General features: G+C 68.6%; 15 protein-coding genes. 6 read left to right on the top strand and 9 right to left on the bottom strand.

The window, feature by feature from the left end:
* Positions 1-117: 117 nt before the first annotated feature.
* Together ACR5MH_RS16830 and tdh are read right to left on the bottom strand one after the other, a co-directional pair.
* Positions 118-1,305, bottom strand: coding sequence for a glycine C-acetyltransferase (locus ACR5MH_RS16830; protein WP_431348237.1), 1,188 nt, complete (start codon positions 1,303-1,305; stop codon positions 118-120).
* The gene (gene tdh / locus ACR5MH_RS16825; protein ID WP_431348236.1) at positions 1,305-2,348 is read right to left on the bottom strand and encodes an L-threonine 3-dehydrogenase; all 1,044 of its coding nucleotides are present in this window, start codon (positions 2,346-2,348) and stop codon (positions 1,305-1,307) included. The genes ACR5MH_RS16830 and tdh overlap by 1 nt, the downstream gene beginning before the upstream one ends.
* Positions 2,349-2,547: 199 nt before the next feature.
* On the opposite strand from tdh, the gene ACR5MH_RS16820 reads away from it, so the two are divergent.
* A complete protein-coding gene (locus ACR5MH_RS16820) occupies positions 2,548-3,186 on the top strand; it encodes a hypothetical protein (RefSeq protein ID WP_433861973.1) in 639 nt (212 codons plus the stop codon).
* Positions 3,187-3,229: 43 nt separating this feature from the next.
* On the top strand, positions 3,230-3,970 hold the full coding sequence (locus ACR5MH_RS16815) for a cysteine hydrolase family protein (RefSeq protein ID WP_431348234.1): 741 nt from the start codon (positions 3,230-3,232) through the stop codon (positions 3,968-3,970).
* Between the two features lie 4 nt (positions 3,971-3,974).
* Here ACR5MH_RS16815 and ACR5MH_RS16810 read toward each other — a convergent pair whose 3' ends face one another.
* Together ACR5MH_RS16810 and ACR5MH_RS16805 are read right to left on the bottom strand one after the other, a co-directional pair.
* Complete coding sequence (locus ACR5MH_RS16810; protein ID WP_431348233.1) at positions 3,975-4,310, bottom strand: SdpI family protein; 336 nt, start codon at positions 4,308-4,310, stop codon at positions 3,975-3,977.
* Positions 4,307-5,251 (bottom strand): sporulation-delaying protein SdpB family protein, encoded by a 945-nt coding sequence (locus tag ACR5MH_RS16805; protein ID WP_431348232.1) that lies wholly within the window; start codon positions 5,249-5,251, stop codon positions 4,307-4,309. The genes ACR5MH_RS16810 and ACR5MH_RS16805 overlap by 4 nt, the downstream gene beginning before the upstream one ends.
* A gap of 14 nt (positions 5,252-5,265) precedes the next feature.
* Here ACR5MH_RS16805 and istA point away from each other — a divergent pair, with 14 nt between their 5' ends.
* Together istA and istB are read left to right on the top strand one after the other, a co-directional pair.
* Positions 5,266-6,474 carry an IS21 family transposase gene (istA, locus tag ACR5MH_RS16800; RefSeq protein ID WP_431346167.1) on the top strand — a complete coding sequence of 403 codons (1,209 nt, stop codon included), beginning with the start codon at positions 5,266-5,268 and terminating at the stop codon, positions 6,472-6,474.
* Complete coding sequence (gene istB / locus ACR5MH_RS16795; RefSeq protein ID WP_431346168.1) at positions 6,474-7,274, top strand: IS21-like element helper ATPase IstB; 801 nt, start codon at positions 6,474-6,476, stop codon at positions 7,272-7,274. Before istA ends, istB begins: the two co-directional genes overlap by 1 nt.
* A 126-nt stretch (positions 7,275-7,400) precedes the next feature.
* Here the strand turns inward: istB and ACR5MH_RS16790 are convergent, their stop codons facing one another.
* Together ACR5MH_RS16790 and ACR5MH_RS16785 are read right to left on the bottom strand one after the other, a co-directional pair.
* The gene (locus ACR5MH_RS16790) at positions 7,401-7,955 is read right to left on the bottom strand and encodes an SdpA family antimicrobial peptide system protein (RefSeq protein WP_431348231.1); all 555 of its coding nucleotides are present in this window, start codon (positions 7,953-7,955) and stop codon (positions 7,401-7,403) included.
* A gap of 10 nt (positions 7,956-7,965) precedes the next feature.
* Positions 7,966-8,598 (bottom strand): hypothetical protein, encoded by a 633-nt coding sequence (locus ACR5MH_RS16785; protein ID WP_431348230.1) that lies wholly within the window; start codon positions 8,596-8,598, stop codon positions 7,966-7,968.
* A 259-nt stretch (positions 8,599-8,857) separates the two neighbouring features.
* Between ACR5MH_RS16785 and ACR5MH_RS16780 the strand changes: the two genes are divergently transcribed.
* A complete protein-coding gene (locus ACR5MH_RS16780) occupies positions 8,858-10,552 on the top strand; it encodes an alkaline phosphatase family protein (RefSeq protein WP_431348229.1) in 1,695 nt (564 codons plus the stop codon).
* A gap of 297 nt (positions 10,553-10,849) precedes the next feature.
* On the top strand, positions 10,850-12,538 hold the full coding sequence (locus ACR5MH_RS16775) for a hypothetical protein (protein WP_433861972.1): 1,689 nt from the start codon (positions 10,850-10,852) through the stop codon (positions 12,536-12,538).
* Between the two features lie 67 nt (positions 12,539-12,605).
* On the opposite strand, the gene ACR5MH_RS16770 is transcribed toward ACR5MH_RS16775, so the two are convergent.
* The 3 genes from ACR5MH_RS16770 to ACR5MH_RS16760 all read right to left on the bottom strand — a co-directional run bounded on the left by ACR5MH_RS16770 (position 12,606) and on the right by ACR5MH_RS16760 (position 14,792).
* On the bottom strand, positions 12,606-13,019 hold the full coding sequence (locus ACR5MH_RS16770; protein ID WP_431348227.1) for a heat shock protein transcriptional repressor HspR: 414 nt from the start codon (positions 13,017-13,019) through the stop codon (positions 12,606-12,608).
* An 8-nt stretch (positions 13,020-13,027) separates the two neighbouring features.
* On the bottom strand, positions 13,028-14,020 hold the full coding sequence (locus ACR5MH_RS16765) for a DnaJ C-terminal domain-containing protein (protein ID WP_431348226.1): 993 nt from the start codon (positions 14,018-14,020) through the stop codon (positions 13,028-13,030).
* Positions 14,021-14,132: 112 nt separating this feature from the next.
* Positions 14,133-14,792 carry a nucleotide exchange factor GrpE gene (locus ACR5MH_RS16760; RefSeq protein ID WP_431348225.1) on the bottom strand — a complete coding sequence of 220 codons (660 nt, stop codon included), beginning with the start codon at positions 14,790-14,792 and terminating at the stop codon, positions 14,133-14,135.
* Between the last annotated feature and the right edge of the window lie 2 nt (positions 14,793-14,794).

Raw genomic sequence — 14,794 nt, 5'->3', positions numbered from 1 at the left:
GTGGCGTATCGCGGCGCTGTAGGCGCGATTCGTGCCGAATGTCTGCACCCGCGGTGGGCGCGATTCGGACGGAATGTCGCGTTACGCGGCGCGAAACGCGACATTCGGCGCGAATCGTCAGGCGGCGACGGCGTCCCGTGCCGCGCTGAACGCGGCCACGCAGCGGCGGATCTCGTCGTCGGTGTGCGCGGCCGAGAGCTGCACCCGGATGCGCGCCTTGCCGCGCGGCACCACCGGGAACGAGAACGCCGTCACGTACACGCCGTGCTTCTGCATCTCGTCCGCGATGCGGGCCGTGAGCGCGGCGTCGCCGAACATCACCGGCACGATCGGGTGCTCGCCGGGCAGAAGATCGAAACCGGCATCCGTCATCAGCTCGCGGAACAAAGCGGCGTTGGCGACCAGACGCGCGCGCAGCTCGTCCGACTGCTCCAGCAGATCGAGCGCGGCCAGCGTGCCGGCGACGATGGACGGGGCGAGCGTGTTCGAGAACAGGTACGGCCGGGCGCGCTGGCGCAGCAGGTCGACGACCTCCTGGCGGGACGACACATAGCCGCCGGACGCGCCGCCGAGTGCCTTGCCGAAGGTGCCGGTGTAGATGTCGACCCGGTCGGCGACGCCGCAGAACTCCGGGGTGCCGCGGCCATGCTCGCCGACGAAGCCGACGGCGTGCGAGTCGTCCACGAAGACCAGCGCGCCGAACTCGTCCGCCAGGTCGCAGATCTCGCGGAGCGGCGCGATGTAGCCGTCCATCGAGAACACGCCGTCGGTCACGATCACCGTGTACCGTGCCCCCGCATCGCGAGCCGCGGTGAGCTGCGCGCGGAGGTCGTCCATGTCGCGGTTCTTGTAGCGGAACCGCTGCGCCTTCGACAACCGGATGCCGTCGATGATCGAGGCGTGGTTGAGCTCGTCTGAGACGATCGCGTCCTCCGCCGAGAACAAGGTCTCGAACACGCCGCCGTTGGCGTCGAAGCACGACGAGAACAGGATGGTCGCCTCGGTGCCGAGGAACGCCGACACGCGGCGCTCCAGCTCGAGGTGCTGCTCCTGCGTGCCGCAGATGAAGCGCACGCTCGCCATCCCGTAGCCCCACTCGTCGAGCGCGGCCTTCGCGGCGTCGCGGAGGGTGGGATGGTCGGCGAGGCCGAGGTAGTTGTTGGCGCAGAAGTTCAGCACCTCCGCGCCGTCCGCCGTGATCAGCGCCGCCTGCGGACCGTGGATGCTGCGCTCGCGCTTGGTGAGCCCGGCCTCCTCGATCTCCGCGAGCTGCGCCGAAAGGTGGTTGCGAAACGTCCCGTACATCAGACCTCCGTCCAATCGAGGATGACCTTGCCGCCGCCGGCCGCGGCCGCCGCGGCGAACCCCTTCTCCCAGTCGCGGGCGGGGAAGCGGTCGGACACGATCGAGGCGATGGAGTCGTGCAGCGGCTTGGAGGTCTGCAGCATCGCGCCCATCGCGTTCCAGGTCTCGAACATCTCGCGGCCGTAGATGCCCTTCAGGGTCAGCATGTGCGTCACGACGATGCCCCAGTCGATCGCGATCTGCTGCGACGGCAGCCCCAGCATCGCGATGCGGCCGCCGTGGTTCATGTTCTCGATCATCGAGGGCAGCGCGGTGGGGGCGCCGCTCATCTCGAAGCCGACGTCGAAGCCCTCCCGCATCCCGAGCGCCCGCTGGGCCTCCCGGATGTCGTGCTTCGAGACATCGACGGTGAAGTCGGCGCCCATCCCTTTCGCGAGCTCCAGCCGCTGCGCGCTGACGTCGGTGCCGACGATGAACCGAGCGCCGACGTGGCGGGCGACGGCGATGGCCATCAGCCCGATCGGGCCGCAGCCGGTGACCAGCACGTCCTCCCCGACCACCGGGAACGCGAGCGCGGTGTGCACGGCGTTGCCGAGCGGGTCGAACAGCGCGCCGACCTCCGGCTCGATGCTCGTGTGGTGGACCCACACGTTCGTGGCCGGGAGGACGAGGTACTCGGCGAACGCGCCGTCGCGCTGCACGCCCACGCCCTGCGTGCGGATGCACATCTGGCGCCGGCCCGCGCGGCAGTTGCGGCAGGTGCCGCAGACGATGTGGCCCTCGCCGGAGACCTTGTCGCCGACCTCCACGTCGTGGACGAGCGAGCCGACCTCGACGACCTCGCCGTAGAACTCGTGGCCGGGCACCAGCGGCGCGGCGACGGCGGAGGCGGCCCAGTCGTCCCAGCGCAGAATGTGGAGGTCGGTGCCGCAGATGCCGGTGCGCAGCACCCGGATCTTGACGTCCTCCGGGCCGATCTCCGGCTCGGGGACGTCGATCAGGGCCAGCCCGGGCGCGGCTTCGCTCTTGTACAGGGCCTTCATTTCGCCATCCTCGTGGGGTCGTGCGGGTGCGTCTTCGCTGGGCTCTTCCGCCTTGTGGGCATGGGAGACCGCGCACCAGCCTACCCGCCCCGGCGCGCTGCATTTCATCCCAGGTGGTCCCCTTTCGGGCACGTGCCGTTCGGGGCCGTGCTGGTGGGGAGCTCGTTCCTGTGAGGCGGGTCGCTATAGGCTCGGCGGCATGACCGGGGAACTGATCGCGGGAGGCGGGGACCGGCCGTGGACCGGCGCCGTCGCCGACCAGGGCATCCGCACGCTGTTCCCGCTGGAGGACGGGGAGGTCGCGCTCGCGCAGGGGACCTACACGCTGGACTCCCTGCGCGCGATCGGCGACGGCAGCTACCAGCGCACCGGCTCGTTCGCCTTCGGGATCGGCGTGATCGGCCTCGCGGTGACCGCCGGCACGCTCGCGGCCAACGCCTCGCGGAACAACGCCGCCCGAGCGCAGGCGATGGCCGACGCGCAGGTCGCCTGGCGGCCCGACCACGCCGGAATGCTGACGGTGACCGATCGCGGCTTCATCATCGTCACCGCCGCGGGGACGTTCCGCTGGGACTGGGGCTCGGTCGACCTCATGCAGGTGGTCGCGTTCAACACGGTCGTACTGCAGGGGCGGTCCGATCGCGGGCCGGTCACCTGGCGGATCTACTCGCACTGGTCGGAGCTGCTGTTCGTGCTGTGGGCGCGGGCACGGCATCCCGGGCATCCGCAGCTCGCGGGGCGCGCGTGGCTGCCGGAACGGTGGGAGGCCTGGGCGGCGTGGGTCGGGCACCCGCTGCCGGCTGTGCCGTCGCTGCCGCCGCCGCCGGCGCTCCCCTGATCCGCCCTCCCTGGCCGGGCTCCTCCGGCGTTAGAGTGCGGTCATGAAGCGCGCACTCATCGTGATCGACGTGCAGAACGAGTACGTCACGGGCAACCTGAAGATCTGCCACCCGGACCTGATGACCTCCATCCCCAACATCGAGGTGGCGATGGACGCAGCCGCCGACCACGGCGTGAAGCTCGTGATCGTCCAGCACGTCGAGGACGAGGGCTCGCCGCTGTTCGCCCGCGGTTCCGAGGGCGCCAAGCTGCACTCCTCGATCGCCGACCGCACGCCGGACCTCCTGGTCACCAAGCAGGGCGTCTCGTCGTTCGCGGGAACCCGGCTCGAGCAGTGGCTGCGATCCGAGGGCATCGACACGGTCGCGATCGCCGGCTACATGACCCAGCACTGCTGCGCCGGCACTGCCCGCGACGCCGCCGCGCTCGGCTTCACGGTGGAGTTCCTCTCGGACGCGACGGGCACCCTCGACCTGGTCAACGAGGCCGGCTCGATCTCGGCGGACGCCCTCCACATCAGCGTCCTGGTGACGATGGCCTCGGAGTTCGCCGCAGTGGCGACCACGGAGGAGTGGACGCTGGCGGTGGAGGCCGGCGACACCCTCCCGGTGTCGAACCTGTGGGACAGCACGGGGCACGCGCGGGTGCCGGGCAAGCACGAGGAGCTGCACAAGCTGATGCGCGAGGTGCGGGCGGGGATCGACAGCGACATCGCGGCGGAAGAGGCGCGCGAGTTCCGGAACACTCTGTACGTGGGGCAGGGGGCGTCGTCGGCGTTGTGAGGGGTCAGGGGCGGGATCCGCTTCGCGCCGCTCGGTTTGCCAGCACCGTTCCGATGAACGCGCCCGCGAGGAGCAGTACGACGGCGATGGAGGTCAGCACGACCGCCGCGCCCTCCCATGTGATCGATGCGGCTGAGAGCCCGACGACGATGCACGAGGTAAGCCAGGTGGGCACCACCGCGGCACGATGGCCTCGAACCCACGTGGTGTCGTCGCGACGGGTCGAGGCGGTCCGGATTCCGAGGATGCCGTTCCGCCGGAGACGGCCGGCCGCGGCGAGGTGAACCGCGGTCCCCGCGCCGAGCGCGATGAGGGCGATGAGTATGTTCAGAGGCGTCATTCCGGGCCACCTGCGACGGGCGACCGTCGTCTAACACGTAGAGACTTGGCAAATCGCCAGAGACGCTCGCGGATCGTTTGCGATGTGCGATCGGAAGACTCGGATGCGCTGGCCGACGCTGCGATCAGCACAGTGCCGACCATGACACCTGCGAAACTCCACAGCCCGATCGTCAAGACGATGAACCCGTGCAACAGGAGGTCAGCGAGTACTGCCCAGCGACGCCACTTGGCTGGTCCGAGAATGAGGACCGCGATCGCGATCTCGATTACGATGGCGCCCCAGGTCAAACTTGCAACGAGCAGCGGGACCTTTGTCACTTCGAGCATCACGGCGCCGATCCAGCCGGATGCGCCGAACATCAAGCTACGAACGTAGTAGTACTCGGCAGAACCATCGACCCACGCGTCAGTACCGAACTTCGCGATGGCGCTGTTGAGGTAGATCGCCGCGACCTGAATTCGAATCGCAATGATGAATGCAGACGCAGCACCTCCCGCGAACGGTCGCAAAGGCTGACTTGAGGTGCCCCAATGCCACCGCCTGTCATCAACCAGTGCGAGCGGAATCAGGAGGAGCCCGACAATGCGCGCGACTTGATCCCCACCGTCAGGGAGGGAAATACTCATGCCCAAGGACAGGCAGATCCATGCGTGAGGTACTGACGTCCATCGCGGGCGCCACCCGCTGGCGATCACACAGAGAAGGACGACCATGATCCAACGGCGCCACTCCTGCGAGACCACATCGCCACCGATGCAATAGAGCGTGAAGGCGCGAATACTGTCGCAGAGCGGGCCGGGTCCTTGGCCGACGACCGGCTGGAGCAGGGCCGCGGGAGGCGTCAGGACGATGATGCTCAACTGCGCAAGAGCGATCAGCGTACGCCCTGTTGACGACGCTCGAATTCTGAACGGTATCGACGCTTGAAAAGTGAACACTCAACGATTGGAGAGTGATCACTTTGGAGGATTGGGCGCTGATCAGGAGGCTCGCTGCGGAGGGTGTTCCGAAGGCCCGGATAGCCGACCGGTTAGGGATCTCGCGCACGACGGTGTGGAAGGCGGTGGGTTCTGATTCGCCGCCGACGTATCAGCGCAGGGCTGCGCCGACCTCGTTCGATCCGTTCCAGGCCCGGGTGCGGGCGTTGCTGGCGGAGGATCCGGAGCTGCCGGCGACGGTGATCGCGGAACGGGTGGAGTGGCCGGGATCGATGTCGTGGTTCCGTCAGAACGTGAAGCGGCTGCGGCCGGAGCATCGTCGGATCGATCCGGCCGACCGGCTGGTCTGGGAGCCAGGCGATGCCGCCCAGTGCGATCTGTGGTTCCCGCCGAAGAAGATCCCGCTCGAGGACGGGACAGCGTGCTTGTTGCCGGTGTTGGTGATCACGGCCGCATTCTCGAGGTTCGTCACCGGGCGGATGATCCCGACCCGGAAGACGGAGGACCTGCTGTTGGGGTCGTGGGAGTTGATCCAGCAGCTGGGCGCGGTCCCGCGTCGACTGATCTGGGACAACGAGCCCGGCATCGGCCGCGGACCCCGGCGCGCGGAAGGGGTGAGCGCGTTCATGGGGACTCTGGCGACCAGGCTGGTGTTGCTGCCGCCGCGAGACCCGGAGTCCAAAGGCATCGTCGAGCGCCGCAACCGATGGTTCGAGACCTCCTTCATGCCCGGGCGCAGCTTCGCCTCCCCGGCGGACTTCAATACCCAGTTCGCCGACTGGCTGACACGAGCTAATGCCAGGGTGGTGCGGACCACGAACGCGTCACCGATCTCGAGGCTGGCGGCGGATCAGGCGGCCATGCTGCCATTGCCGCCGATCCCGCTGCATCTGGGCTGGCGCAACCAGGTCCGTCTCGGTCGGGACTATTACGTCCGGTTGGACACCACTGACTACTCCGTCGACCCGTCCGTGATCGGCCGCCTGGTCGATGTCAGCGCCGACCTGGAACGGGTGCGAGTGCGCGCCGGCGGCCGTCTCGTCGCTGACCATGCCCGTCTCTGGGCGCGGGGAACCACGGTCACCGATCCGGCTCATGTTCAAGTCGCAGCCCGGCTGCGCAAGCAGTTCCAGCAACCCAGACCGGTTCGGCCGGTCGATGATCTGCACCGGGACCTGGCCGACTATGACCGGGCGTTCGGGCTGACCGGGGAGGTTATCTGATGCCCCCAACGAGCTCACCGGCCGAGGCGGTCAAACAGATCACCTATCTCGCCGCCGCGTTGAAAGCACCCCGGATCACCGATGCCGCGGCCCGACTCGCGGACCAGGCCAGGGACTCCGGCTGGTCGTTCGAGGACTACCTCGCCGCCGTCCTGGAACGCGAAGTGTCCGCCCGCAACGCATCCGGAGCAGAGCTGCGGATCAAAGCCGCCGGATTCCCCGCCCGGAAAACGCTGGAGGACTTCGACTGGGACGCCCAACCGACCGCCCGACAACAGATCGCTCAACTGGCCTCCGGCGGGTTCCTCCTGGAAGCGCAGAACGTCGTCCTTCTCGGCCCTCCCGGAACCGGGAAAACACACCTCGCGACCGCGCTCGGGATCGTCGCCGCCCGACACGGACACCGGGTCCTGTTCGCGACCGCGACCGACTGGGTCACCCGCCTCACCGACGCCCACCGCGCCGGCCGGCTGCCGCAGGAACTGGCCCGGCTGCGTCGATACGGGCTGATCATCGTCGACGAAGTCGGATACCTCCCGATCGAGCAAGACGCCGCGAACCTGTTCTTCCAACTCGTCTCCAGCCGCTATGAACACGCGTCGCTGATCCTGACCTCGAACCTGCCCTTCAGCGGTTGGGGCGGCGTCTTCGGAGACCAGGCCGTCGCCGCTGCGATGATCGACCGGATCGTCCACCACGCCGACGTCCTCACCCTCAAAGGCGCCAGCTACCGACTCCGCGGCCGAGGCATCGACAGCCTCCCCAGCATCCGCACCACCACCGCCGACACCGAGAACTAGACTGCCCGCAACCGTTCACTTTTCACCCGGCGAAACCGTCCAGAATCCGAGCGGCGTCGACACGCCCGCCGCCGATCCAACGGGACCGAGGGTCGAATCTTGCGATTCTGTCGATGAAGCTGAGCATTATGGGGCCTTGACGGGTCCTGAACAGTCCACGACTAGGAGCGCTCGCTGGTCGATTCGAGACGACAGTCCGAAGCCTCGATAGGCCCACGGCGCTGGCCTTTCGGAAGTCAAGACCACTCGTCCGCACACGGTACGGATGTAGGCGTCGTTAATCACGGCCTCCGCAGGCTCACTCGAACGAGGATCGATGCACGTAGCCGCGCCTTCCTTGCACGTCTTCCACCGAGTTATCTGCGCAGCAAGGGACGCCAGCTCGGGCCCTTGCGCGCGCTGGGTCCTGCTCATGCCGAAAAGGTTCTCTGCCTTCGTCTGAGGAGTGGCAAGAATGCTCTGACCGGTGCGCGCGTCGTAAGCTCCGATTTCGGGGTCATCCGGAGGCTTGGTGAAGAAGGCCCACCCCTGTGGCACCGTCATGGCGACGTGCTTCCGGATTGGATCGGACCCACTTGGATTGAGGACGTTACTCGGCCATCCCGCGTAGAGCGATAGCAAGAAGCTGGGGACCAACACTGCCAGCGAGGCTAGTAACCCCCATCGAGCCTGTGACTTCATCTCTTTTCGATCAAAGGGTGCGTGCGAGCGCTGCTGCAAAATTCTGCAGGTCGAACTGCTTAGCGCTCTCGTCAGGCATGTAGTAGACGGCATAGACGGGAACGGCAACCGCGCCGACGACCGCCGCGACAACGACCGCGACCGCACTCGCAACAAAGACCCAGACACCGACGACGCAGCGGCCCTTGCCGACTCCGGTCGGTTGTTCCGCCGCGAATAACTCGATGTCTGCCCGGAATTTGTCCAGCGCCGCTTCGGCGAGGTAAGGATCGCCCGATTGAACCGGCACCGTGACGTTGTCGTGGAACGCCGGATCCACTTCGTAGAGCTTGTTCAAAACAGCCTCATATGCCTCCATCGGCTGTTCCGGAGCCCTGACAGGCACGAGTGTGTCCGCAAGCTCGGGATAGCGGTCCGCTATCGGGCCCCGGCCGGCCAGAAACAGCATCACGATATCGAGGTCCCCATAAACCGGGCGTGCCGGCGAATCCTGTTCAGAGGATGCGACGTCTGCGGGATCGACGAACCCATCGTGCCCATCCAAGGGAGCAGCTGCGATCGATGACGTCGCGATCAGCACACCAACGGCTCCCCCGAGGGCTGCCCTCCCGAACCGGCTCGCCGTCAGATCTTCGATTCTCATGATTGATGCCTTTCGTTCAAATCTTAGATCTGCAATCTACAAGAAGAGGCGATTCGTGTAAACCCTCACAGATATGAACGCCCACGCAGCGAACTGCCCTCCCACCTGAAAGCCCGCTCCACGCCGCCCCCCGTCCGGTGAACGCCGCGTGAAGTCTGGGCGAGCAGTCGCCTGCGCGCATTCCCGCGTGCCCGCGCGCGCGCCAGGATCGACGAGGTTGAACGCCCCCGTTCGGGGGCGGCCTGTCGAAAGGAACCTGATGGCACCCATCAGACGGACCGCCAGCCCGCGGGTCCTCGCCGCGAGCGCCGCCCTCGCCGGCGGCGCGCTGCTCGTCGGCGTCACCGCCGCGCCCTCCCTCGCCGACGACGGCCACGGAGGCGAGCGCGACGGCCGCACCGCAGTGAAGCATGTGCTCCTGCTCTCGGTGGACGGCCTCCACCAGGAGGACCTCGACTGGTACGTCCGCACCCACCCGGGTTCCGCGATGGCCGCCCTGGCCGCGCACGGCACGGACTACACCCGCGCCTCCACCCCGGTCCCGTCCGATTCGTTCCCCGGATTGGTCGCCCAGGTCACCGGCGGCAACCCCGGCACCACCGGCGTCTACTACGACGACACCTACAACCGCGCGCTGCTCCCGGCCGGCACGACGAACTGCGTCGGCGCGAAGCCGGGCGCGGAGGTCGCCTTCACGGAGGCCGCGGACAAAGACCAGACCAGCATCGACGCCGGCCAGGGGCTCTCCGGCCTGCCGGGCAGCATCCTCTCCCTGACGGGGACGCCGGCCACGCTGCTCGACCCGGCCCAGCTCCCCGTCGACCCGGCCACCTGCAAGCCGGTCTACCCGCACCAGTACATCAAGGTGAACACCGTGTTCGAGGTCGCCAAGCAGGCGGGCCTCCGCACCGCCTGGAGCGACAAGCACCCCGCCTACGAGATCCTCGACGGCCCGTCGGGCACGGGCGTCGACGACCTCTTCACGCCGGAGATCAACAGCAACGCCGCCGCGCCTTTCACGGGCGACTGGACCAAGGACAACCTGGCCACCCAGCAGTACGACGGCTACAAGGTGAAGGCAGTGCTCAACGAGATCGACGGCAAGGACCACTCCGGCACCACCGCCGAGCCGGTCCCCGCCATCTTCGGCATGAACTTCCAGACGGTCTCCACCGCGGAGAAGCTGCCGACCTCCGACGGGCTCGCCGGCGGCTACCTCGCCGACGGCTCGACCCCCGGGCCGCTGCTGAGCAAGGCGCTCGACTACGTCGACGCGTCGCTGGGAGCGTTCACGTCCGAGCTGGGCAAGACCCGGCACGCGGGCGACACGACGATCATCCTGTCGGCGAAGCACGGCCAGTCCCCGACCGACCCGGCCGCCCTCAAGCGCGTCGACGACGGGCCGATCATCGCGGGCCTGAACGCTGCGTGGAAGGCCGCCCACCCGGGCGCGACCGACCTCGTCGCCTTCTCGACGGACGACGACATCATGCAGCTCTGGCTGAACGACCACTCGCAGTCGGCCGCCGACTTCGCCAAGCAGTACCTGGCGACGCACACCGCGGCCGGCAACACGATCACCACGGCGCCGGTCACCGTGAACGCGTCGGGCCTCTCCACGATCTACGCGGGTGCGGGCGTCGCCACCTACTTCGGGACCGCGACGACCGACTCGCGTATCCCGGACGTGCTGGGTATCGCGCAGACCGGCGTCGTCTACACCGGCGGCACCTCGAAGATCGCCGAGCACGGCGGCGCGAGCGCCGACGACCGGAACGTCCCGATCCTGGTCTCGACCCCCGGCGCGAAGCACGCGCAGCGGATCGGCGCCCCGGTCGAGACGACGCAGATCGCCCCGACCATCCTGGGCCAGCTCGGGCTCGACCCGCACGCCCTGCAGGCGGTGAAGATCGAGGGGACGAAGGCCCTCCCGGCTTCGCAGCGCTCGAAGTAACGACCCTCCACGCCGGAGCCCACGAGGGGCCCGTCGTCCTCGCTCTCCGTCCGGAGAGGCGAGGCGGCGGGCCGTTCGGCATTCAGGGTTAAAGACCCAGTGCATGCAGATTCCAGGCTCATACGCCCGAGGCTAAACAACCCTGATGGTGAACGAAATTAAGGTGAAGCGGACGGTGAGTTCTCCCCCGGATGCCCGTGCAGACGGCCGCGATCCGCGGGAACGACGACATGGCCCCCTTAGCGTCCTGCGGTGGCGGCTTCATCGCCGAAGCAACATCGAGAAACAAGGAACCACATGTCGAGTACCAACGAAGCTCAGCGACCAGACGCAGGGCGTCGCCTCCCCTCCCGACGCACCGTCGTCGCGGCGAGCGCCTGGAGCGTCCCCGCCGTCGTGGCGGCCACCGCATCACCGGCCTACGCCGCGTCCACCGACGGCCCGGTCACCATCCCGCCCTCACTGACCGGTGTCATCGGCGGCGGCTGGTCGATCGCCACCAACTTCGGCGCCAACGGCCTGCCGCTGGGCGCCCCCACCGCAGCACGGTCGACCGCGACCGTCGTCCCGATCGCTGTGTCGCCGCCCCGCGCCACGACGGTCACCCTGACCCTGAGCGGCGCAGGGTTCTCGTTCTTCACCGCCGCGACCAACGCCACGTTCACCGCAACCCAGTCCGTCACGGTCACCACCGCATCGAACGGGGTGGCGGCGGTCTACGTCGCGATCCCGCCGTACGGCAAGGGCGACACGGTGGCCACGATCACCGCCACCGGGAACGGCGGCAGCGCCGTCTCGACCCTGACGGCACGCACCGCCCATGTCTACGCCGTCGGCGGCCACACACCGGAAGGCCAGACCGGCAACGGCTCCAGCCGCAACGCAGTCGCGTGGCCGACTCCGATGGCGATCGACGAGCGCCTCTCGAGCGTCCACGCCAGTATCAGCTCGTACCTCTTCGTCACCGAGAGCGGGAGGCTCCGCACGGGCGGCTACAACCCGTTCGCGGAGGTCGGGACGGGCGGCAACGAAGTCTCGGTGCTGAACCCCATCGAACCGCTCAAGAAGGACGGCACCGCGTTCACGGACGCCGTCCGCGGGATCGTCGACACCTGCGGCTCCGAGCAGGGACTGTTCGTGGTGGAGGACTCCGCCGGCGACTGGTGGGCGGTGGGCGAGCAGGTCTCCAACTACCTCGCGATCCCCGGCGACGCCACCGGCTCGCGTTCCCTGACCCAGTGGGAGAAGATCGGCGGCAACCTCCCCGCCAAACCTGCGACGCTCAGCCCCAACCGGTTCGGCGACACCCTCGTCTGGAGCCTCGAGGACGGCACGGTCTGGTTCACCGGATCCAGCGCGAGCTTCCGGAACTACTCCAACGGACTGCCGAGGACGGCCGTCCGCGGTGCGATGGAGCAGCTGATGATGCCCGATGGCACGCCGGTCGCCGGCGTGAAGAGCGTGAAGCAGAGCGAGGACAACTCGGTCATGATGCTCACGACCGACGGGCGTCTCCTGTTCTCGGGCACGCAGGCCACCTCCATCTCGCCCGCCGACTATGCGAACAACGGCAACGTGCAGGAGATCGCGGGTCCGCCCGGGACCATCGAGGAGATCTGGGCGCTGCACCCGCTCGACTCGACCGGCGGCGCGTACTTCGCCAAGACCTCGGACAACTCCCTCTGGGCGATCGGGAGCAACGGCGCCGGGCGCGGCTACCTCGGCATCGGCACGACCACGCCGAGCAAGACCTGGGCGAAGGTCCTCGTCGACGACGTCAAGGAGATGGCCTGCGGTGCGCATCACCTGCTCGTGCTCGACAACTCGGGCGACGTCTGGTTCGCGGGCCTGATCGACGAGAACAACGCCGGCCTGGGCACCGGCCTCCCCGTGCACAACCCGACGCCGATGAAGGTCACCTCGCTGCCGCCGAACGCGAGGACCATCGCCGCGACCTGGTACGACGTCCCGTACGTCGCCTACTGAAAACAGGCAGAAAGCCGGCCGGCGCCGTTCCTCGGCGTCGGCCGGCTTCGTTCCGTCCGGGAGGCCGCTACCGGTCGAGCGGGCGCCAGACGACGACCTGGTTGCTGCGGCGGACACGGGTGCCGGCACGCAAGGAGACGACGTCGCCCTCCGAGCCGGCGGCGAACACCCGCCGGCCGGGCCGGTTGAGCAGCTCGTCGGCGAGCGCCGTCTCCAGCTCGCGCACCCGGCCGCTCAGCGCGGCGACATGGTCCTCCAGCTCCAGGATGCGGCGGATGCCCTCCAGGCTGACGCCCTCCGACCCCAGCCGCGCGATCTCCTGCAGCTTCGCGACATCGCGCATCGAGTAGCGGCGCGACTTGCCGGCCGTCCGGCCCGGGCTCACGAGCCCGAGGCGGTCGTACTGCCGGAGCGTCTGCGGGTGCATCCCCGCCAGCTCCGCTGCGATGGAGATCACGAAGACCTGGGTGTTCTCGTCCATGAGCGGACTCAGCTCCTCGCCTTCGCCAGGATGTCGTCGCGCGGATTCTCGTCGGGCAGCGTGGCGGCGAAGGCTTCCAGCGCCTCCTTGGCGTCGGCGGACAGGTGCGACGGCACCGCGATCTGCACGACCGCCAGGAGGTCGCCCGTGCCTTTCACGGTCTGGACGCCGCGGCCCTTCACCCGCAGCACGCGGCCGCTCGGGGTCCCGGGGGCGACGCGCAGCTTGACGGGGTCGCCGCCGAGCGTCGGCACCTCGATGGTCGCGCCGAGCGCGGCCTCGGCGAAGGTGACCGGCACCGTTACGCGGAGGTTGAGGCCGTCGCGCTCGAACACGGGGTGCTTGCGCACGGTCACGGTGAGGACGATGTCGCCCGCCTCGCCGCCGTCCGGGCTGGGCTGACCCTTGCCGCGCAGCTTGATCTTCTGGCCGTCGGCGACGCCCGCGGGGATCTTGACCTTGAACGGCTTGCCGTCGCCGGCCTGCAGGCTGATGGTCTCGCCCTTGGTGGCGGTGACGAAGTCGATGGTGGTGTGCGCGGTCACGTCGTTGCCGCGGGTCGGGCCGCCGTAGCCGCGGAAGCCTCCGCTGGTGGTGCCGAACCGGCCGTTGCCGAACAGGCCGCCGAACACGTCGTCGAAGCCGCCCTGCCCGCCTTGCTGGAATGTGTAGCGCTGGCCGCCCTGGCCGCCGCCGAACATCCCGCCGAAAACGTCGTCGAACCCGCCCTGGCCGGCCGAACCCGGTGCGGTGAAGCGCGCGCCGGAGCCCATCGCCCGGATCTGGTCGTACTCCTTGCGCTGCTCGGGGTCGGCGAGCACCGAGTGGGCCTCGCTGATCTCCTTGAACTTGGCCTCCGCGGCGGGGTCGCCCGGGTTGGAGTCCGGGTGGTACTTGCGGGCGAGCTTGCGGTACGTCTTCTTGAGGTCCGCCTCGCTGACGTCCTTGGAGACGCCTAAGACCTTGTAGAAGTCCTTGTCGAACCAGTCCTGGCTTGCCACGGCGCCTCCTCTCCTGCCTGTGCTGTCGTGATCTGTCTCGAAGTCTGCATGTGTCGTGGCGCCAGGAGCGGCGGGACACGCATCCCGCCGCTCCTGGCGCTCATCCTCCCGGTCAGGCCGGGGTGGCGACGACCACCTTGGCGACCCGGACCACGGTGGAGCCCAGCCGGTAGCCGGTCTCCACCACCTCGGCGACCGTGTCGGCCGTCACGCCCGGGGTGGGCTGCTGGAAGATCGCCTCGTGGACCTGCGGGTCGAAGGGCTCCCCCTTCTCGCCGTACGGGGTGAGGCCGAGCCGCTCGACCGCGGTGCGCAGCTTGGCCGCGATGGTCGCGAACGCGCTGCCCTCCGTCAGGTCGCCGTGCTTGTCGGCGCGCTCCACGTCATCGAGCACCGGGATGAGACCCTTGACGGCGTCCCCGATCGCGCGCTCGCGCTCGATCTCCCGGTTGGCCTCGGTGCGCTTGCGGTAGTTCGCGTACTCCGCGGTCACCCGCTGGAGGTCGGCGAGCCGCTCCGCCGCGAGCTGGTCGGACGTGGTCTGGCCGGAGAGGATGTCGAGGTCGTCGTCAGACAGGACGCTCTCCTCCTCGCCCGGACCGACGTCCACCAGCTCCTCGTGCGCGAGGTCGTGCTCTTCGCCCTGGGGCTCGCGAACCTTGCCGGTCTCGGGGTCGATCCTCCGCTTGTCGCGGATGATCGGCTGATCGCGCTCCGGCTCCTCCGAGCCGGCTGCGTCCTCCCCGTTCGGGTCGCGGTTCTGGTCGGCCATGG

Source organism: Streptomyces sp. L7 (genome assembly GCF_050990935.1).
Taxonomy (GTDB): domain Bacteria; phylum Actinomycetota; class Actinomycetes; order Actinomycetales; family Microbacteriaceae; genus Leifsonia.
Note: the sequence above shows the minus strand (reverse complement) of the source record. Positions and strands in the feature narration are given on the sequence as shown.